Annotated in this window: 18 protein-coding genes; 15 read left to right on the forward strand and 3 right to left on the reverse strand. The window is 72.2% G+C overall.

Annotation, left to right across the window (positions count from 1 at the left end):
- The first annotated feature begins 50 nt into the window (after positions 1-50).
- The 9 genes from K7787_RS11560 to holA all read left to right on the forward strand — a co-directional run bounded on the left by K7787_RS11560 (position 51) and on the right by holA (position 6,796).
- Complete coding sequence (locus K7787_RS11560; protein WP_223001348.1) at positions 51-611, forward strand: hypothetical protein; 561 nt, start codon at positions 51-53, stop codon at positions 609-611.
- Entirely contained in the window at positions 601-966 is a 366-nt protein-coding gene (locus tag K7787_RS11565; RefSeq protein WP_223001349.1) for a DUF6415 family natural product biosynthesis protein, read from the forward strand. The genes K7787_RS11560 and K7787_RS11565 overlap by 11 nt, the downstream gene beginning before the upstream one ends.
- A 109-nt stretch (positions 967-1,075) precedes the next feature.
- Complete coding sequence (tgmA, locus tag K7787_RS11570; RefSeq protein ID WP_308036330.1) at positions 1,076-1,294, forward strand: putative ATP-grasp-modified RiPP; 219 nt, start codon at positions 1,076-1,078, stop codon at positions 1,292-1,294.
- Entirely contained in the window at positions 1,291-2,241 is a 951-nt protein-coding gene (gene tgmB, locus K7787_RS11575) for an ATP-grasp ribosomal peptide maturase (protein ID WP_223001350.1), read from the forward strand. The genes tgmA and tgmB overlap by 4 nt, the downstream gene beginning before the upstream one ends.
- On the forward strand, positions 2,234-3,352 hold the full coding sequence (gene tgmC, locus K7787_RS11580) for an ATP-grasp peptide maturase system methyltransferase (protein WP_223001351.1): 1,119 nt from the start codon (positions 2,234-2,236) through the stop codon (positions 3,350-3,352). The genes tgmB and tgmC overlap by 8 nt, the downstream gene beginning before the upstream one ends.
- A gap of 74 nt (positions 3,353-3,426) precedes the next feature.
- On the forward strand, positions 3,427-4,251 hold the full coding sequence (locus K7787_RS11585) for an arylamine N-acetyltransferase family protein (protein WP_223001352.1): 825 nt from the start codon (positions 3,427-3,429) through the stop codon (positions 4,249-4,251).
- 156 nt (positions 4,252-4,407) lie between these two features.
- Positions 4,408-5,289: a YceI family protein gene (locus K7787_RS11590; protein WP_169439569.1), complete on the forward strand. Its 882-nt coding sequence runs from the start codon at positions 4,408-4,410 to the stop codon at positions 5,287-5,289.
- A 53-nt stretch (positions 5,290-5,342) separates the two neighbouring features.
- Positions 5,343-5,597: a hypothetical protein gene (locus K7787_RS11595; RefSeq protein WP_197073759.1), complete on the forward strand. Its 255-nt coding sequence runs from the start codon at positions 5,343-5,345 to the stop codon at positions 5,595-5,597.
- A gap of 209 nt (positions 5,598-5,806) precedes the next feature.
- The gene (gene holA / locus K7787_RS11600) at positions 5,807-6,796 is read left to right on the forward strand and encodes a DNA polymerase III subunit delta (protein ID WP_223001353.1); all 990 of its coding nucleotides are present in this window, start codon (positions 5,807-5,809) and stop codon (positions 6,794-6,796) included.
- 285 nt (positions 6,797-7,081) lie between these two features.
- On the opposite strand, the gene rpsT is transcribed toward holA, so the two are convergent.
- Entirely contained in the window at positions 7,082-7,348 is a 267-nt protein-coding gene (gene rpsT / locus K7787_RS11605) for a 30S ribosomal protein S20 (RefSeq protein WP_009188551.1), read from the reverse strand.
- A gap of 365 nt (positions 7,349-7,713) precedes the next feature.
- On the opposite strand from rpsT, the gene lepA reads away from it, so the two are divergent.
- From lepA to hemW, 4 genes are all read left to right on the forward strand, one after another.
- Positions 7,714-9,582 (forward strand): translation elongation factor 4, encoded by a 1,869-nt coding sequence (gene lepA / locus K7787_RS11610; RefSeq protein ID WP_009188550.1) that lies wholly within the window; start codon positions 7,714-7,716, stop codon positions 9,580-9,582.
- 320 nt (positions 9,583-9,902) lie between these two features.
- Entirely contained in the window at positions 9,903-11,777 is a 1,875-nt protein-coding gene (locus K7787_RS11615) for an AMP-dependent synthetase/ligase (RefSeq protein WP_043260815.1), read from the forward strand.
- Between the two features lie 353 nt (positions 11,778-12,130).
- The gene (locus K7787_RS11620) at positions 12,131-14,020 is read left to right on the forward strand and encodes an ATP-binding SpoIIE family protein phosphatase (RefSeq protein ID WP_043260814.1); all 1,890 of its coding nucleotides are present in this window, start codon (positions 12,131-12,133) and stop codon (positions 14,018-14,020) included.
- 66 nt (positions 14,021-14,086) lie between these two features.
- Positions 14,087-15,319, forward strand: a complete 1,233-nt coding sequence (hemW, locus tag K7787_RS11625; protein WP_169439575.1) for a radical SAM family heme chaperone HemW — start codon at positions 14,087-14,089, stop codon at positions 15,317-15,319.
- A gap of 108 nt (positions 15,320-15,427) precedes the next feature.
- Here hemW and K7787_RS11630 read toward each other — a convergent pair whose 3' ends face one another.
- Both K7787_RS11630 and K7787_RS11635 read right to left on the reverse strand, forming a co-directional pair.
- Complete coding sequence (locus K7787_RS11630) at positions 15,428-16,246, reverse strand: DUF3097 domain-containing protein (protein WP_223001354.1); 819 nt, start codon at positions 16,244-16,246, stop codon at positions 15,428-15,430.
- A 31-nt stretch (positions 16,247-16,277) separates the two neighbouring features.
- The gene (locus K7787_RS11635; protein WP_223001355.1) at positions 16,278-17,009 is read right to left on the reverse strand and encodes an MBL fold metallo-hydrolase; all 732 of its coding nucleotides are present in this window, start codon (positions 17,007-17,009) and stop codon (positions 16,278-16,280) included.
- A gap of 137 nt (positions 17,010-17,146) precedes the next feature.
- On the opposite strand from K7787_RS11635, the gene hrcA reads away from it, so the two are divergent.
- A complete protein-coding gene (gene hrcA / locus K7787_RS11640) occupies positions 17,147-18,163 on the forward strand; it encodes a heat-inducible transcriptional repressor HrcA (RefSeq protein WP_009188544.1) in 1,017 nt (338 codons plus the stop codon).
- Positions 18,164-19,300, forward strand: a complete 1,137-nt coding sequence (dnaJ, locus tag K7787_RS11645; protein ID WP_009188543.1) for a molecular chaperone DnaJ — start codon at positions 18,164-18,166, stop codon at positions 19,298-19,300.
- Positions 19,301-19,307 lie beyond the last annotated feature (7 nt).

The following is a 19,307-nucleotide window of genomic DNA, read 5'->3' on the forward strand; positions in this document are numbered from 1 at the left end:
GACTTCCCGCCCTGCGCGTGCCCGCGGTGCCGTCAGGCGGGGGAGGCGCGGTGAACGCGGACACGCCGACGGCCGGGACCCTCCTGCCCTCGCGGCAGCGGAGTCAGGAAGCCGTGACCGCCTGGCTGCTGATCTGCGCCGCGCACAGCGTCGAGCGCGCACGCGGGGAGTGGGACGACACCGGCATCGCACTCCTGCGGTGCGGCGCGCTGTTCTCGGCGGTGCGGATCTCCGCCGGCCTCGTGCACGCCGCTGCCGCGTCCGAGGACCGCGAACAGATCGCCGGGTTCCTCGGCCGCGCGCTGCACGGCGGGCCGGTCTTCGTCCACCGCGACGGCAGCCGCTACTACGCGCTGGTCCCGCCCGGTGCCGCTGATCTGCACGCCTGGCACGGCCGACGGCACGCCAACGACGTCGAGTTCCTCGGGCTCGGTTCCTACCTCGGGGTGCCGCGGCCGAGGAGCGACGACGAGGACGACGAGGCGCGGGGCGCGCACTGGGTGGTGCCCATGGACGAGCCCGGCGCGCTGTGCCAGGCGGACGCCGTCGCGCAGCTCGTGGAGCGAGGACGGTTCCGGCTCGCCGGCGAGGACACGGGCCGTGGGGACTGAGCAGGAGCAGGACGAGTCCGCCGGGACCATGCGGGACGTGCTGCAACGCGCACTGTGGTCCCCGCCCCTCCGCGACGCGGACGAACTGAGGACGATGATCGCCACCGTCGAAGGCTACGTACGGCGGCTCGGCCCGCGACTGGCGGCCCTGGCACCACGGATGCGCGGCGAGCGGCAGGCCACGGCGCTCGTCGTGCTGCGCCACGTGGACGACGTACTCAGCGGGCCGACGCAGGGTTCGACCCTCGCGGACCGCCTCCACGACCTGAGCGTGGTGGCCCGCTCCACCCTGACCATGCTCGAACACCCCGGCCCACTGGAGAAGCCCCGCTCCACCGCCAGCACCCTCACCTGACCGGCAACCGGAAACATCAGAAAAGGAGTTCACCGTGTTCGTCCACACCGATCGATTCCCTGCCTCGTCGCCACTGCCGTCCGGTGCCCGGACCCTTGCGCCCTGGGGGGTGAGCCGCATGGCCCCCTACCCCACGACAGCCCCCGGCTACGCACGCGCCGAACTCGACCCGGTGACCCAGGCGACCGTGTTCTTCGACGAAGCCGGGCAGGTCATGGAGATGCCGGGGCACGGCACCAGCACCAACACCAGCCCCGCGACCGGCACCAGCCCCGACGGCAACGGCACCACGCAGGACAGTGACACGGGGAGCGACGGCGACCAGTGAACGCCGCGCGTCCGGTGCTGGTCGTCACCACCTTGTACGACCCCACCGCCGACGTGGTGATCCGCGAGCTGCACGACCGGAACGTCCCGGTCGTGCGGCTCGACTCCGGGGACTTTCCCGCATCACTGTCGGTGGCGGCCGAGATCACCGGGAGCGGCCTCCGGGGCCGGGTCTCCACACCGTTCCGTACGGCGGACCTGGCTCGGGTCCGTTCCCTCTACTACCGACGCCCCTCCGGCTTCGCGTTCCCGCACCTGAGCGCGCAGGACGCGCGGTTCGCCGTCACGCAGGCCAGGTACGGCCTCGGGGGCGTACTGGCCTCACTGCCCGGCTGCCTGTACGTCAACCACCCGCACCGCATGGGGGACGCCGAATTCAAGCCCTCGGGGCTGGCCGCGGCCGTGGAGGCAGGCTTCGACGTGCCACCCACACTCATCACCTCGGACCCTGATGCCGCCAGGTCCTTCATCAAGCGCAACGGTCCGGTGATCTACAAGCCGTTGCACAACCCGGCGTACCTGGTCGACGGCGTCCCCTCGGTCGTCAGGGGCGCCGATGCGGCTGCCGAAGACATCGATGACAGCGTGGCCGGAACGGCGCATCTGTTCCAGAAGCGTGTCCCCAAGACGGCTGACGTACGAGTGACCGTCATCGGCGCACGGGTGTTCTGCGTGCGCATCGACTCCGACCTTCTGGACTGGCGCACGGACTACGGCCGGCTCTCCTACGCCCCCGTCGAAGCGCCTCCGGACATCGAGCGAGGAATTCGCCGGTACCTGGCCCACTTCGGGCTGGTTTTCGGGGCTTTCGACTTCTGTGTGGGCGAGGACGGGCGATGGTGGTTCCTGGAGTGCAATCCATCCGGTCAGTGGTACTGGCTGGAGACCGAGACCGGCCTGCCGATGTGCGCGGCGCTGGCAGACCTTCTGGAGAGCGGACGTGACTGATCAGGCCCAGCTCCTGAAGGGGCTCGTCGAGACGCTGGTCGCGAACGGCAGTGTGCGGAGTGAGGCGTGGAGGAAGGTGGCTGAGACCGTTCCGCGGCACGAGTTCCTGCGGGGCGGGTTCTTCCGCCGGGTCGAGGGTGCGGTGCCCACGGCATGGGAACCCGTTCTCGAAGAGGACGGCGGATGGCTCGAAGGCTGTTACGAGGACCAGTCACTGGTGACCCAGATCGCGGGCACCATCGTGCCGTCGGACGTCCGAGGGCGGATCGCACGTGAGCCGACCAGTTCCAGCACCCTGCCCTCCCTCGTCCTGCGCATGCTGGAAGACCTTCAGATCGAACCAGGTGTGCGGGTACTGGAGATCGGCACCGGCACCGGATACTCGACCGCTCTGCTCTGCCGGCGGCTGGGCGAGCGGAACGTCACCTCGATCGAGTACGACGCCGACGTGGCCGCGAGGGCGCGCAGCGCTCTCCGGCGGCTCGGGGCGCACCCCCTGCTCGTCACCGGCGACGGGCTCCGAGGTCACCCCGACGGAGCGCCGTACGACCGAGTCGTCGCCACCTGCGGTGTACGAACGGTGCCCGCGGCATGGGTCGAGCAGACCCGGCCCGGCGGCCTGATCCTGACGACGATCGGCGGCTGGCTCGGCGCGTCGGAACTCGCGCGGCTGACCGTGCACGACGACGGCACGGCGTCCGGGCCGTTGCTGGGCGGCCAGGTCGGCTTCATGCTCGCCCGCCCGCATCTGCCGCCCCCGCTCGGTCTCCTCCCGGACCTCACCGCAGGGCAGGAGCGCGAGGCCCGCGCCGGAGCCGGCGTCCTGGACGACTGGACGACCCGCTTCGTCGTGCAGTCCGCGGCGCCTGGTGCGCAGCGGGTGAGCATCGACCGGGACGGGTGCCAGGAGGATGTCCTCATCGACGTCGAGTCCGGATCCTGGGCTGCCCTCCGCGACGAGCGCGGGCGTCACATCGTGCGGCAGGGAGGGTCCGGCGTCCTCTGGGACGCAGTCGAGCACGAGCTTGCCCGATGGCGCTCCGCCGGCGCCCCCGCTCTGCGCGATTTCACCGTCCGTGTCACCCCGGAAGGGCACAGCTACCACTGGTAGGGCCGTGAGCCGGGCCGGGCAGGAGGAGCCGGGTTCGGGCCGTGGTGCGTGGGGCGGCGCGCGAGACTGGTCGTATGGAATCCGCTGAGGTCGATGCCTATCTTCGCCGTATCGGGGCCGAGTGGCCCAGCTCGGCCACGGGGGCCGCGTTGCGGGAGTTGCAGGTGCGGCATCTTCGGGCCGTGCCCTTCGAGAACCTGTCGATCCACCTCGGCGAGGAGATCGTGCTGGCGGAGGAGCCGCTGGTGGAGAAGGTGGTGGGGGCGCGGCGGGGCGGGTTCTGCTACGAACTCAACGGCGCGTTCGGCGCGTTGCTCACGGCGCTCGGATTCGAGGTGACCGTGCTGGCCGCGCGGGTGCACGGAGAGGCGGGGCGGCTCGGGATCCCGTACGACCACATGGCGCTGCGGGTGCGTACGGCCGACGGCGGCGACTGGCTGGCCGACGTGGGGTTCGGGGCGCACAGCCACTTCCCGCTGGCCTTCGGGGAGCGGGGGGAACAGGCCGATCCCGCAGGGACGTTCGCCGTCGTCGAGGTCCAGGGCGTGGGGCGTGCGGACGCGTCCCCCGTCGATGACCTCGATGTCCTCCGCGACGGTACGCCGCAGTACCGGCTGGAGACGCGGCCCCGGGTGCTGGAGGACTTCGTCGCCGGGGCCTGGTGGCACCGCACCTCGCCCGACTCGCACTTCACGCGGTCCCTGGTGTGCTCCCGGCTCACCGAGGACGGCGGGCGGATCACCCTCAGCGGGCGCACCCTGACCACGACCGGCGCCGACGGGGCGCGCGACGTGCGGGAACTGGGTTCGGACGACGAGGTGCTCTCGGTCTACCGGGAGCGGTTCGGCATCCGCCTCGACCGGGTGCCGGCGGTGCGAAATCCGGACGTCGGCGGGTGATTCGTGGCACACGCCTCCAGCGGTATCACTCGGGGGCAGTCCCAGCACTTGTGCCGGATTGGCTCGATGTACCCCCGTGTTGCCTCGAAAGCCTCATCGATGATCGAATGCGTCATTGACAACAGTTGTTCTCACGTGGTGCAGAAGGTGTCGTAGATGATCGGCCGCTTGTTCGGAAGCCGAGCGAAGCACGTGCAACGGACGAGTCCTCTGGCGCAGGTGCCCACGCCGCCGGACGCCGGGGCGCTGAGTTGCCGGGTGCTCGATCCGGTCGGCCAGCCCGTGCCACAGGCGGAGTTCACCGTCACCGACACCGCCGGGCGCAAGGTGGTCGGCGGCTGGACGGACCCCTACGGGTCCTTCGTCGCGACCGTGCCCGAGGGGGAGTACCGGCTCGCCGTGTCCGCCGAGGGATACGCGCCCCACCGGGCCGCCGCCACCGTCGCGCCGGACACGCTCACCGCGCTCGGCGATGTGACGCTCCAGGTCTCCCAGCCGCCGCAGCTGCCCGCGCCCGGCGACTGGGAGATCGACCCGACGCATTCCTCGATCGGCTTCAGCGCCCGGCACATCGGGCTGGCCCGCATCCACGGCCGGTTCAACTCCTTCGCCGGGGCGGTGCGGATCTCCCCGGAGATGGAGCACTCGGCGATGCACGTCGTGATCGACGCGGCCTCCATCGACACCAACGTCCGGATGCGCGACGACCACCTGCGCTCGCCGGACTTCCTCGACGTGGCCCGCTTCCCGACCCTGGAGTTCTACAGCGACCGGTTCGCGCATCGCGGCGGCAACCGGTGGGCCGTCACCGGCGCGCTGTCCCTGCACGGCGTGACCCGCACGGTCACCCTCGACGCCGAGTACCTCGGGCTCGGCAACGGCATGGAGGGCGAGGCGCGGGCGGCCTGCCGGGCCACCACCGAACTGCACCGCGACGACTACACCATGAGCTGGCAGTCGATGCTGGCGCGCGGGATCGCGGCGGTCGGCCCCACCATCGAGGTCGAACTCGACATCCAGGTCGTGCCCAAGAGCTGACCCGCTTCACCTTCCCCCGCCGGGGTGCGGGCGCCTCCGCCCGGTGCCGGACAATGGCTCGCGTGAGTGATGTGAGACATGTGCTGGTGCTGCCCGACCGCGACGCCGCGGAGGAGGTGGCCGAGGCGCTGGGGGAGCGGTTCGGGATCGACGAGGAGCCCCGGCTCGTACGGGACGCGCTGGCCGGGGAGGACGACGCCGAGGACGCCCAGTGGCTCGTCGTCCTCGGCGACGAGGAGGAACGGCTCGATCCCGGCGAGCTGGACGAGTTCGCGGCCCGGTGGGACGGCTGGCGGGAGGAGCCGTAGCCCACCGCGCGGCCGGAGGTCCGTAGGACCGGGAGCCCGTAGGGCCGGAAGCCCGCACGGCTCGGCGGCCCGTAGCCCGTACGGGACGGCCCGCAGTCCGTACGGGACGGCCCGTAGCCCGTACGGCACCGCCCGCCGCCGCCCGTGCGCCCGTCGCCCCGCCGCGACCGCGGCCCCCGTTGTCAGTGGCCCGTGGGATGCTGGACGCGATGGCCAGGAAGACTGCGAACGACGACCCTCTCGCCCCGGTGACGCTTGCCGTGGGCCAGGAGGACCTGCTCCTCGACCGTGCCGTGCAGGAGGTGGTGGCCGCCGCCCGCGCCGTCGACGCCGACACGGACGTACGGGACCTCACCCCCGACCAGTTGCAGCCCGGCACCCTCGCCGAGCTGACCAGCCCGTCGCTCTTCGCCGAGCGCAAGGTCGTCGTCGTGCGCAACGCGCAGGACCTCTCGGCCGACACGGTCAAGGACGTGAAGGGGTATCTCGGCGCGCCCGCCGAGGAGATCACCCTCGTGCTGCTGCACGCGGGCGGCGCCAAGGGCAAGGGGCTGCTGGACGCCGCGCGCAAGGCGGGGGCGCGGGAGGTGGCCTGCCCGAAGATGACGAAGCCGGCCGACCGGCTCGCCTTCGTGCGCGGCGAGTTCCGCGCGCTGGGGCGTTCGGCGACGCCCGAGGCCTGCCAGGCGCTGGTCGACGCGATCGGCAGCGATCTGCGCGAGCTGGCGTCGGCGGTGTCGCAGCTGGTCGCCGACGTGGAGGGCACGATCGACGAGGCCGTCGTCGGGCGTTACTACACCGGCCGCGCCGAGGCCTCCAGCTTCACCGTCGCCGACCGGGCCGTCGAAGGACGGGCCGCGGAGGCCCTGGAGGCGCTGCGCTGGTCGCTCGCCACGGGCGTCGCGCCGGTGCTGATCACCAGCGCGCTGGCGCAGGGCGTACGGGCGATCGGGAAGCTGTCCTCCGCGCGCGGCGGCCGGCCCGCCGATCTCGCCCGGGAGCTGGGCATGCCGCCGTGGAAGATCGACCGGGTGCGGCAGCAGATGCGTGGCTGGACGCCGGACGGGGTCGCCGTGGCGCTGCGCGCGGTCGCCGAGGCGGACGCGGGCGTGAAGGGCGGCGGCGACGACCCGGAGTACGCCCTGGAGAAGGCCGTCGTGACCATCGCCCGCGCGGCGCGGTCGCGGGGGCGCGGCTAGCCGACGCCGGGTACGCCGTTCCCGTACGGCACAACCCCACCGGCCAGAGCCCGAGGCCGGGCGTCAGCCGTCCGTCGGCCGTGCCGCGGTCGGCGGTACGGCGTGCGGGCAGGCCGAAGGCCCCGGCGGTCTCCCTGGGGAAGGGACGGCTGCCGGGGCCTTCGGTTCACGCTGCTTGGACCCGTGCCCGCGTGGCGAACGCAGGCCGCGCACAGGTCCGGGGTGCCGGTCGGGGGCGGATGAGAGAGGGCCCGCCCGGGTCCGCCCGGCGTCAAGTCGGAAAACTCAGCCCTTGAGGGCCGCGACCTTCGAAGCAAGCGCCGACTTCTTGTTGGCGGCCTGGTTCTTGTGGATGACGCCCTTCGAGACGGCCTTGTCGAGCTGACGCGCGGCGGCGCGCTGGTACTCGGTGGCCTTCTCGACGTCACCCGCGGCAGCGGCCTCGCGGGCCTTGCGGATCGCGGTCTTCAGGGAGGACTTGACGGCCTTGTTGCGCAGCCGGGCCTTCTCGTTGGTCTTGATCCGCTTGATCTGGGACTTGATGTTCGCCACGAATGAGCCTTCTCAGGTTCTGGCACGGGGCCGCGACGGTCCCGTAGCCGGTGATTTCTTGAGGTGTGCCTCCTGCAGAGAGGGCATGAGACACAGCGCCCCACACTACCAGCGGCCCGTTCCCCGCCCAAAACCGCCCGTCCGCCGCCCGCCGGCCACTCGTCGGCCAGCCGCCGACCGGCCCCGGGCCGCCCCTGAACCGGCCCCCGGTCACCCGTCGGGACCACAGTCCCCGGCGGCGGCCGCCCCCACCCGATCCGCGCTCCCCGCCGGACATGGGACCATGGAGACTACGTATAGATCCGACCCGAGACCGCAGACGGACAAGCACACGTGTGCGGACGCCTCAAGAATCAGGACCCTGCGTGCCCGCGACCCCTAGCCATGTGCCCGAGCCGAGCCGTACCGACCCGGCGCTGATCCGCAACTTCTGCATCATCGCGCACATCGACCACGGCAAGTCCACGCTCGCCGACCGGATGCTCCAGCTGACCGGGGTGGTCGAGCAGCGGCAGATGCGCGCTCAGTACCTCGACCGCATGGACATCGAGCGCGAGCGCGGCATCACGATCAAGTCCCAGGCGGTGCGACTGCCGTGGGCGCCCACCCACGACAAGACCAGCACGCACATCCTCAACATGATCGACACCCCGGGGCACGTCGACTTCACCTACGAGGTCTCCCGGTCGCTGGCCGCCTGCGAGGGCACCATCCTCCTGGTCGACGCGGCCCAGGGCATCGAGGCGCAGACCCTCGCCAACCTCTACCTGGCGATGGAGAACGACCTCACGATCATCCCGGTCCTGAACAAGATCGACCTGCCGGCCGCCCAGCCGGAGAAGTTCGCCGACGAGCTGGCCAACCTCATCGGCTGCGACCCCGCCGAGGTGCTGAAGGTCTCCGCCAAGACCGGCCTCGGCGTCGAGGCGCTGCTCGACCGGGTGGTCGAGAAGATCCCCGCCCCGGTCGGCGTCGCCGACGCCCCCGCCCGCGCGATGATCTTCGACTCGGTCTACGACTCCTACCGGGGCGTCGTGACGTACGTCCGGGTGATTGACGGCCAGCTCAACAAGCGCGAGCGCATCAGGATGATGTCCACCGGCGCCACCCACGAGCTGCTGGAGATCGGCACCAACTCGCCCGAGATGCTGCCGGCCGACGGCCTCGGCGTCGGCGAGGTGGGCTACCTCATCACCGGTGTGAAGGACGTGCGCCAGTCCAAGGTCGGCGACACCGTCACCAGCCAGGCCAAGGGCGCCACCGAGGCCCTCGGCGGCTACAAGGACCCCAAGCCCATGGTCTTCTCGGGCCTGTATCCGCTGGACGGGTCCGACTACCCGGAGCTGCGCGAGGCGCTGGACAAGCTCCAGCTCAACGACGCCGCGCTCGTCTACGAGCCGGAGACCTCCGCCGCCCTCGGCTTCGGCTTCCGCGTCGGCTTCCTCGGCCTGCTGCACCTGGACGTGATCCGGGAGCGGCTGGAGCGCGAGTTCGGCCTCGACCTGATCGCCACCGCGCCCAACGTGGTCTACCGCGTGATCATGGAGGACGGCGCCGAGATCACGGTCACCAACCCGAGCGAGTTCCCCGAGGGCAAGATCGCGGAGGTGTACGAGCCGGTCGTGCGCGCCACGATCCTCGCGCCCACCGAGTTCATCGGCGCGATCATGGAGCTGTGCCAGACCCGGCGCGGCACCCTGCTCGGCATGGACTACCTCTCCGAGGACCGGGTCGAGATCCGCTACACCCTGCCGCTGGCGGAGATCGTCTTCGACTTCTTCGACCAGCTGAAGTCCAAGACCCGCGGCTACGCCTCCCTGGACTACGAGCCCACCGGCGAGCAGTCCAGCTCCCTGGTCAAGGTCGACATCCTGCTGCACGGCGACAAGGTGGACGCCTTCTCGGCGATCACCCACAAGGACCAGGCGTACGGGTACGGCGTGCGGCTCGTCGCCAAGCTCAAGGAGCTGATCCCGCGGCAGAACTTCGAGGTGCCCGTCCAGGCCGCCATCGGTTCGCGCGTGATCGCCCGCGAGACCATCCGCGCCATCCGCAAGGACGTCCTCGCCAAGTGCTACGGCGGCGACATCTCCCGTAAGCGCAAGCTGCTGGAGAAGCAGAAGGAGGGCAAGAAGCGCATGAAGATGGTGGGTTCCGTGGAAGTTCCGCAGGAGGCCTTCATCGCGGTGCTCTCCAGCGACGACGGCGCGAGTTCGGCCAAGAGCAAGAAGTGACCGCCCGCCCGACGCCGTCGGCGCGGCAAAGCGGGTGAAAAGGGGGCCTGTCGCACGCGAGTGCGGCGGGCCCCCGCGCGTGTGCGGGGCGGTGCTTCGTGGGAAATGACAGGCCACAGCCCCTTACGCGGTGGCCGGTCGCGCTTTACCCTGATGCCTGCTCGCTAGTTACTCGTGAGTTAAACAGTGGCCCGGTCAACCGCCGGGCCGGCACCCCGAACGACCACCCGAACCCCCCGCACCACCCCACCCGAGAGTCACCCCAGCCGTACTTGAGCCAGCCGCTAGCCAGCCGCGATGCCGCGGGCCCGGAGGATGTCGTGAGCGACGCACAGACCCTGATCGAGAATCGTCCGCCGTCGGTGGCGGCCCTCTTCCTGGAGCGCGTGGCGGCCACACCGGACGCCGAGGCCTACCGCTACCCGGTGCCACCAGCGGCGGGCGAGGGCCCCGACGACTGGAAGTCGCTGACCTGGGCCGAGGCCGCCGAGCGGGTCTACGCCATCGCCGCCGGACTGATCGAGCTGGGCGTCCACCCCGAGGAGCGGGTCGCGCTCGCCGCCTCCACGCGCGTGGAATGGGTCCTCGCCGACCTCGGCATCATGTGCGCGGGCGCCGCCACCACCACGATCTACCCGCAGACCAACGCCGACGAGTCCGCCTTCATCCTCGCCGACTCCGAGAGCAAGGTCCTCATCGCGGAGAACGCCGGCCAGCTGGCCAAGGCCCTGGAGAAGCGCGCCGAGCTGCCCGACCTGCACCACGTCGTCGTCATCGACCCGGCGGGCGTGGAGAGCGGCGACTGGGTGCTCACCCTCGCCGAGCTGGAGGAGCGCGGCGCCGCCTACCTGGAGAAGCACCCCGAGCTGATCAAGGAGCGGGTCGGCGCGATCACCAAGGACCAGCTCGCCACCCTGATCTACACCTCCGGTACCACCGGCCGCCCCAAGGGCGTGCGCCTGCCGCACGACAACTGGTCGTACATGGCCAAGGCGATCGCCGCCACCGGTCTGCTCGGCCCGGAGGACGTGCAGTACCTGTGGCTGCCGCTCGCCCACGTCTTCGGCAAGGTCCTCACCTCCGGCCAGATCGAGCTGGGGCACATCACCGCCGTGGACGGGCGCGTCGACAAGATCATCGAGAATCTGCCGGTCGTCCAGCCCACCTACATGGCCGCCGTGCCGCGCATCTTCGAGAAGGTCTACAACGGCGTCGCCGCCAAGGCCCGCGCCGGCGGCAACGCCAAGTACAAGATCTTCCAGTGGGCCGCCGAGGTCGCCCGAGAGTACGCCAAGGTCACCCAGGACAACTTCCAGCGCACCGGCGTCCACTCCGCCCCCTTCGGCCTGGCCGCCAAGCACAAGGTCGCCGACGCCCTCGTCTACTCCAAGATCCGCGAGGCCTTCGGCGGCCGGCTGCGCGCCTGCGTCTCCGGCAGCGCCGCGCTCGCCCCGGAGATCGGCTACTTCTTCGCCGGCGCCGGCATCCACGTCCTGGAGGGCTACGGCCTCACCGAGTCCTCCGCGGCCTCCTTCGTCAACCCCGGCGAGGCCTACCGCACCGGCACGGTCGGCAAGCCGCTGCCCGGCACCGAGGTCCGCATCGCCGACGACGGCGAGATCCTGCTGCGCGGCCCCGGCATCATGCAGGGCTACCACAAGCTGCCCGAGAAGACCGACGAGGTGCTGGAGTCCGACGGCTGGTTCCACACCGGCGACATCGGCGAGCTGTCCCCGGACGGCTACCTGCGCATCACCGACCGCAAGAAGGACCTGATCAAAACGTCCGGCGGCAAGTACATCGCGCCCGCCGAGGTCGAGGGCCAGTTCAAGGCGGTGTGTCCGTACGTCTCCAACATCCTCGTGCACGGCGCCGACCGGAACTTCTGCACCGCCCTGATCGCCCTGGACGAGCTCGCGATCGAGGAGTGGGCCAAGGAGAACGGCCTGGAGGGCAAGCCGTACGCCGAGATCGTGGCCGCGCCGCAGACCGTCGAGATGGTCGAGGGCTACGTCAAGCAGCTCAACGAGGGCCTGCAGCGCTGGCAGACGATCAAGAAGTTCCGGCTGCTGCCGCGCGACCTCGACGTCGAGCACGGCGAGATCACGCCGAGCCTGAAGCTGAAGCGGCCCGTGGTGGAGCGGGAGTACAAGCATCTGATCGACGAGATGTACGCGGGGACGCGGGAGGCGTAGCGCGGGGCGCTCCGCGGGGTGCGGGGGACTCGGGTGCGGTGCGGTCGGTCTTCGGCCGCGGGTCGTGGCCGGCCGGGCACGCGGTTCCCCGCGCCCCTGGGGTTCTCCCCTCACCCGAGGGGAGACCTGCTCCTTCTCACTCGAGGGCAGACCTGCCCGTTCTCACCCGAGGGGAGACCTGCCCGTTCGGACGCGTACCGGTCCTGTCCGTCTCTGAGTGGTGCTAGCACAGTTCGCGTGAAAAACGGGTCACTTCGGTGACTCCATGCTTATGGGTGCAGTCGGTCTGTCACCCTGTCCGCATCGACCGAACCGAATCGACCACGATTCGGGCGAATGCTCGGGAGCTGCGGATGGGAGCCATTCCGACGCAACGGGAGACCGTTCCGCGAGCCTCCGGCGTCCCCGCGCCCCCGTGCGCCGGGGCGCACACCGAGGCGCACACGACGCTGCCCGGCGGCCCCCTCGCACCGGGCTCCGCCCGCGCGCTGGCCCGCGCGACGCTCGCCGAGTGGCGCGGACGCGGTCTGACCGTCGCCGACCGGCTCGCCGACGACGTCCTGGTCGTCGTCAGCGAACTCGTCACCAACGCGGTCGTGCACGCGGGCACCGACGTGGAGCTGATCCTGCGGCTGGAGCCGGACACCGGCGCGTGCGTGGTGGAGGTCGCCGACCAGCACCCCTCGCGCGCCCCCCGCGACCACCGCGCCCCCACGCCGTACGAACCGCCGGAGTACGGGCGCGGGCTGCGGCTGGTCGCCGCCCTCGCCGAGGCCTGGGGCATCACCTACCGGCCCGGCGTCAAGACCGTGTGGGCCCGGCTGCCCGCCGAGGACCCCGCCGGCGACGGGGAGGACGCCTGCGACGCGGCGTACGGGCTCGGCGTCGCCGAGATCCTCGCCCCCGAACCGCAGCGCGCCGAACGCGACCGCGAGTGGCTGGGCCGCGGCGCCCTCACCTTCCTCGCCGAGGCCTCCGACCTGCTCGCCGGGCAGCTCGACGAGGACCTGGTCGCCGCCCTCACCGGCCAGCTGATCGTGCCCCGGCTCGCCGACTGGTGCGCGGTGTGGCTGGAGGACGAGTCCACCGCGCGCGGCGGCTGGAGCGACGGCGTCGGGGCCGCCGGGCCGCGGCTCGCCCGGGTCTGGCACAGCAGCGAGAACCGCATCGACGAACTCCGCCAGGCCCTGGAGAAGGACCCGCCGCACCCCGTGGACGGACTGCACTCCGGTCCCGACCCCTACCCCTGGCCCGGCCACGCGCTCGGTGCGCGCGCCGCGGACGGCTCGGCGCTGGCGTACCGCCTGATCGCCGGCGGGCGCCCGCTCGGCACGCTCGTCATCGGCCGGGCCGGCCCGATCGGGTTCCCCGACGAGATCACCGGACTGGTCGAGGATCTCAGCCGGCGGGTGGCGCTCGGCATCGGCGCGGCCCGGCAGTACGCCCGCCAGGCCACCATCAGCGCCGTCCTCCAGCGCGGACTGCTGCCCGGCGCGGTCGCCGAGATCCCCGGCGTGCGCAGCGCCCTCGTCTACGAACCGTGCGACCAGGGCGGCCCCAGCGGCGACTTCTACGACATCTTCCCGGCCGGCGACGGCCGCTGGTGCTTCGCCGTGGGCGACGTCCAGGGCAAGGGGCCCGAGGCCGCCGTGGTCATCGGGCTCGCCCGGCCCTGGCTGCGGCTGCTGGCCCGCGAGGGCTACGGCGTCGCCGATGTCCTGGACCGCCTCAACCAGCTCCTGCTGGACGACGCCACCGAGGCCGCCGACGCCGCCGCCCGCGTCCTGGTCGCCGCCGGCGGGCGGGGCCCCGCGCCCGGCGACGGACCGCAGACCCGCTTCCTGTCCCTGCTCTACGGCGAGCTGGCCCCCTACGAGGGCGGAGTGCGCTGCACGCTCGCCAGCGCCGGGCATCCGCTGCCGCTGGTCCTCGGCCGCGACGGGGGCGTGCGCGCCGTCGCCCGCCCGCAGACGCTGCTCGGCGTCATCGAGGACGAGACGTACACCTGCGACACCTTCGACCTCACGCCCGGCGACAGCCTGCTGTGCGTCACCGACGGCATCACCGAGCGGCGCTCGGGCTCCCGCCAGTTCGACGACGCCGACGGGCTCGCCACCGTCCTCGCGGGCTGCGCCGGCCTCGACGCGGAACTGATCGCCGAACGCATCCAGCGCCTCGTCCACGAGTTCGGCGAACGGCCCCCGGAGGACGACCTCGCCCTGCTGGTGCTCCAGGCGGAGTGAGGGCGAGGGCGGGGCCGCGGTACGCGGGGCGGACGGTGTGCGGCGCGGTGCTGGACAATGGAAGGCATGCCTTCCGCACTTCCCGACGGCGAGCCCGTCCCCGCCGACGGCGCGCTGCCCGCGTCCGCGCTGGCCGGGGCGGCCGACCGGCCCCTCGGGTTCTATCTGCACGTCCCGTACTGCGCCACCCGCTGCGGCTACTGCGACTTCAACACCTACACCGCCACCGAGCTGCGCGGCACCGGCGGCGTCCTCGCCTCCCGCGACAACTACGCCGACACCCTCGCCGACGAGGTCCGCCTCGCCCGCAAGGTCCTCGGCGACGACCCGCGCGAGGTCCGCACGGTCTTCGTCGGCGGCGGCACGCCCACCCTGCTCGCCGCCGCCGACCTGGTACGGATGCTGCACGCGATCCGCGACGAGTTCGGGCTCGCGCCCGACGCGGAGATCACCACCGAGGCCAACCCGGAGACCGTCGACCCCGCGTACCTCGCGGCGCTGCGCGAGGGCGGCTTCAACCGGATCTCCTTCGGCATGCAGAGCGCCAGGCCGCACGTCCTGAGGATCCTCGACCGCACGCACACCCCCGGGCGGCCCGAGGCGTGCGTCGCCGAGGCCCGCGCGGCCGGCTTCGAGCACGTCAACCTCGACCTGATCTACGGCACCCCCGGCGAGTCGGACGACGACTGGCGGGCCTCGCTGGACGCGGCCCTCGGGGCCGGCCCCGACCATGTGTCGGCGTACGCGCTGATCGTGGAGGAGGGCACGCAGCTCGCCCGCCGGATCCGGCGCGGTGAGGTGCCCATGACCGACGACGACGTGCACGCCGACCGGTATCTGATCGCCGAGGAGGTGCTGTCGGGGGCCGGGTTCGAGTGGTACGAGGTGTCCAACTGGGCGACCTCGGCGGCGGGGCGGTGCCTGCACAACGAGCTGTACTGGCGGGGCGCCGACTGGTGGGGGGCCGGGCCGGGGGCGCACTCGCACGTGGGCGGGGTGCGGTGGTGGAACGTGAAGCATCCCGGGGCGTACGCGGGGGCGCTGGCGGAGGGGCGGTCGCCGGGGGCGGGGCGCGAGGTGCTGTCCGGCGAGGACCGGCGGGTGGAGCGGATTCTGCTGGAGCTGCGGCTGCGGGAGGGGGCGCCGCTGTCGCTGCTGCGGGAGGAGGGGCTCGCCGCTGCCCGGCGGGCGCTGTCGGAAGGACTGCTGGAGGCGGGACCGTACGAGGCCGGACGGGCCGTGCTCACGCTGCGCGGGCGGCTGCTGGCGGACGCGGTGGTGCGGGACCTGGTGGACTGAGGGGCTACCCCCGCTTACGCGGGGACGACGAACTGCTCGGCCGCGTCGACCAGCTGATCGAGGGAACACCTCCGCTCCGGCGGAGACAGCCCACCAGGCTCGATGGGATCAACGACGTGGCGCTTCCCAGGGCACGGTCACGTGGTCGATGAGACGCTCCACACACCGCAGCAGCTCCGGCTCCAGGTCCTTGTACGAGCGCACCCTCGACAGGATGTGCTGCCAGGCCGCCCCCGTGTTGGGCGGCCAGCCCAGGGACCGGCAGACGCCCGTCTTCCAGTCCTGCCCGCGAGGGACCCGCGGCCACGCCGCGATCCCCACCGACGACGGCTTCACGGCCTCCCAGATGTCGATGTACGGGTGGCCGACGACCAGCGCGTGGTCACTGGTCACCGCCTCGGCGATCCGCCACTCCTTGGACCCCGGCACCAGATGGTCCACCAGGACCCCCAGCCGCGCGTCCGGCCCCGGCGCGAACTCCTCGACGATCGACGGGAGGTCGTCCACGCCTTCCAGGTACTCCACGACCACGCCCTCGATGCGCAGGTCGTCGCCCCACACCTTCTCGACCAGCTCCGCGTCGTGCCGGCCCTCGACGTAGATCCGCCCGGCGCGGGCCACGCGCGCGCGTGCGCCGGGGACGGCGACCGAGCCGGACGCCGTACGGGTGGGCCGTACCGGACCGGAGGACGGCTTGACCAGCGTCACCGTACGGCCCTCCAGCAGGAAGCCGCCGGGCTGGAGCGGGAAGACGCGGTGCTTGCCGAAGCGGTCCTCCAGGGTCACCGTGCCCGCCTCGCAGCCGATCACCGCCCCGCAGAAACCGGTGCCCGGCTCCTCCACGACCAGCCCCGGCTCGGCCGCGATCTCCGGCACGGCCTTCGGCTTCTTCCACGGGGGCGTGAGGTCGGCTGAGTACTGGCGCATTCGAGTGACGATAGGAGAAGTCCGCGGCCGATCAGGGCGACACGCCGAAGCGTCGCGCCAGGGCGTCGCGCTGGGCCCGGACGAAGTCCGCGTCCACCACCGCCCCGTGCCCGGGCACGTACACGGCGTCCGGGCCGCCCAGCTCCAGCAGCCGGTCCAGCGCGGCCGGCCACCGGGACGGCACGGCGTCGGGGCCGGCCTGGGGTTCGCCGGACTCCTCGACCAGGTCGCCGCAGAACACCACCGGCCGCTCGCCGGGCACCAGCACGGCGAGGTCGTGCGCGGTGTGGCCGGGACCGGCGTTCGCGAGCAGCGCCTCGCGGCCACGGCCGAGCGGCAGGGCGAGCACGTCGGCGACCTCGCGGCCGGGCCGTACCAGGGCGGTGGCCGCCTCGTCGGCCTCGCGCGGGTCCAGACCGTGGCGTACCGCGTCCTCGCGCAGCTCCGTGCGCTCGCGTGCGTCGTCGTACACGGCGTGCGAGCCCGCCGCGGCGAACACCTCGGCGGCCGGGAACGCCGCCGCTCCGAGGACGTGGTCGAAGTGCGGGTGCGTCAGCGCGAGAAGTGTCACATCCGTGCCCGCGAGGCGGGCCGCGTCGGCGCGCAGCCGGGCGCCCTCCGCCAGGCTGGAGCCGGCGTCCACGAGCAGCGCGGCGCCCGCCCCGGCCACCAGCCCGATCGTGCAGTCCCATCCCGGCAGCCGGACGCGCCCGACCCCGTCGGCCAGCCGCTCCCACCCCAGCTCTTCCCAAGTCACCGTCATGCCCCGACGCTAGCGTTACCCGGGACCGGCCTTGCCCTCGGTGCACCTGACAGCCGTACACTGGGCCGGGGAGAACTGGCACTCGTATGCGCCGAGTGCCAAACGGGAGCCGAGGGACGACTCTGGAGGTGTACGCGATGCTCAGTGAGCGAAGACTTCAGGTGCTGCGTGCCATCGTCCAGGACTACGTCGGCACCGAGGAGCCGGTCGGCTCCAAGGCCCTCACCGAGCGGCACAACCTCGGCGTCTCCCCGGCCACCGTCCGCAACGACATGGCGGCCCTGGAGGACGAGGGGTACATCGCCCAGCCGCACACCAGCGCCGGCCGCATCCCCACCGACAAGGGGTACCGCCTCTTCGTCGACAAGCTGGCCGGGGTCAAGCCGATGACCGCGCCCGAGCGGCGCGCCATCCAGAACTTCCTCGACGGCGCCGTCGACCTGGACGACGTCGTGGCCCGCACGGTGCGGCTGCTCGCGCAGCTCACCCGGCAGGTCGCGGTGGTGCAGTACCCGTCGCTGACGCGTTCGACGGTGCGGCACGTGGAACTGCTGTCGCTCGCTCCCGCGCGGGTGATGCTCGTGCTGATCACGGACACCGGGCGGGTCGAGCAGCGGATGATCGACTGCCCGGCCCCGTTCGGGGAGACCTCGCTCGCCGATCTGCGGGCGCGGCTCAACAGCCGGGTCGCCGGCCGCCGGTTCACGGACGTGCCGCAGCTGGTGGAGGACCTGGCCGACGGCTTCGACCCCGAGGACCGCGGTACGGTCTCGACGGTGCTGTCCACGCTCCTGGAAACCCTCGTCGAGGAGAACGAGGAGCGGCTGATGATCGGCGGCACCGCCAACCTCACCCGCTTCGGACACGACTTCCCCCTCACCATCCGGCCCGTGCTGGAGGCCCTGGAGGAGCAGGTCGTCCTGCTGAAGCTGCTCGGTGAGACACAGGATCCGGGCATGACCGTGCGCATCGGTCACGAGAACGCCCACGAAGGACTCAACTCCACGTCCATCGTGTCGGTGGGCTACGGTTCGGGCGGCGAGGCTGTCGCCAAGCTCGGCGTGGTCGGACCGACCCGCATGGACTACCCGGGAACGATGGGAGCGGTACGCGCAGTGGCACGGTACGTCGGACAGATCCTGGCGGAGTCGTAGGTGGCCACGGACTACTACGCCGTTCTCGGCGTGCGCCGCGACGCGTCGCAGGATGAGATCAAGAAGGCGTTCCGGCGGCTCGCGCGCGAGCTGCACCCGGACGTCAATCCCGATCCGAAGACCCAGGAGCGGTTCAAGGAGATCAACGCCGCCTACGAGGTGCTGTCGGACCCGCAGAAGAAGCAGGTCTACGACCTCGGCGGCGACCCGCTCTCGCAGTCCGGCGGCGCCGGCGCGGGCGGCTTCGGCGCGGGCGCGTTCGGCAACTTCTCCGACATCATGGACGCGTTCTTCGGCACGGCGTCGCAGCGCGGGCCGCGCTCGCGCACCCGCCGGGGCCAGGACGCCATGATCCGGCTGGAGATCGAGCTGGACGAGGCGGCCTTCGGCACCACGAAGGACATCCAGGTCGACACGGCCGTCGTCTGCAACACCTGCAACGGCGAGGGCGCGGCCCCGGGCACCACCGCGCAGACCTGCGACATGTGCCGCGGCCGCGGTGAGGTCTCGCAGGTCACCCGGTCCTTCCTGGGCCAGGTCATGACCTCCCGGCCCTGCCCGCAGTGCCAGGGCTTCGGCACGGTCGTGCCGACCCCGTGCCCCGAGTGCGCGGGCGACGGGCGGATCCGGGCCCGGCGCAGCCTGACGGTGAAGATCCCGGCCGGTGTGGACAACGGCACGCGGATCCAGCTCGCGGGCGAGGGCGAGGTCGGCCCCGGCGGCGGTCCGGCCGGCGATCTGTACGTCGAGATCCACGAGCTGCCGCACCCGACCTTCCAGCGGCGCGGGGACGACCTGCACTGCACGGTCACCCTCCCGATGACCGCGGCGTCGCTCGGCACCAAGGTGCCGCTGGAGACCCTGGACGGCATGGAGGAGGTCGACATCCGCCCGGGCACCCAGTCCGGCCAGTCGATCCCGCTGCACGGGCGGGGCGTCACGCATCTGCGCGGCGGCGGCCGGGGCGACCTCATCGTGCACGTCGAGGTGCAGACCCCGACCAAGCTCGACCCCGAGCAGGAGCGGCTGCTGCGCGAACTCGCCAAGCTCCGCGGCGAGGAACGACCCCAGGGCCAGTTCCAGCCGGGGCAGCAGGGGCTGTTCTCGCGGTTGAAGGACGCGTTCAACGGGCGCTGAGGCGGAG

It is taken from the genome of Streptomyces sennicomposti (genome assembly GCF_019890635.1).
GTDB classification, from domain to species: Bacteria; Actinomycetota; Actinomycetes; order Streptomycetales; family Streptomycetaceae; genus Streptomyces; species Streptomyces sennicomposti.

What these genes read in the sequence shown, in the direction of transcription:
- K7787_RS11635 (WP_223001355.1), bottom strand. Translation starts at nt 17,009, where the DNA reads ATGACGGTGACTTGGGAAGAGCTGGGGTGGGAGCGGCTGGCCGACGGG.
- K7787_RS11620 (WP_043260814.1), top strand. Translation starts at nt 12,131, where the DNA reads ATGGGAGCCATTCCGACGCAACGGGAGACCGTTCCGCGAGCCTCCGGC.
- hrcA (WP_009188544.1), top strand. Translation starts at nt 17,147, where the DNA reads ATGCTCAGTGAGCGAAGACTTCAGGTGCTGCGTGCCATCGTCCAGGAC.
- hemW (WP_169439575.1), top strand. Translation starts at nt 14,087, where the DNA reads ATGCCTTCCGCACTTCCCGACGGCGAGCCCGTCCCCGCCGACGGCGCG.
- K7787_RS11630 (WP_223001354.1), bottom strand. Translation starts at nt 16,246, where the DNA reads ATGCGCCAGTACTCAGCCGACCTCACGCCCCCGTGGAAGAAGCCGAAG.
- K7787_RS11590 (WP_169439569.1), top strand. Translation starts at nt 4,408, where the DNA reads ATGATCGGCCGCTTGTTCGGAAGCCGAGCGAAGCACGTGCAACGGACG.
- holA (WP_223001353.1), top strand. Translation starts at nt 5,807, where the DNA reads ATGGCCAGGAAGACTGCGAACGACGACCCTCTCGCCCCGGTGACGCTT.
- K7787_RS11585 (WP_223001352.1), top strand. Translation starts at nt 3,427, where the DNA reads ATGGAATCCGCTGAGGTCGATGCCTATCTTCGCCGTATCGGGGCCGAG.
- K7787_RS11595 (WP_197073759.1), top strand. Translation starts at nt 5,343, where the DNA reads ATGGCTCGCGTGAGTGATGTGAGACATGTGCTGGTGCTGCCCGACCGC.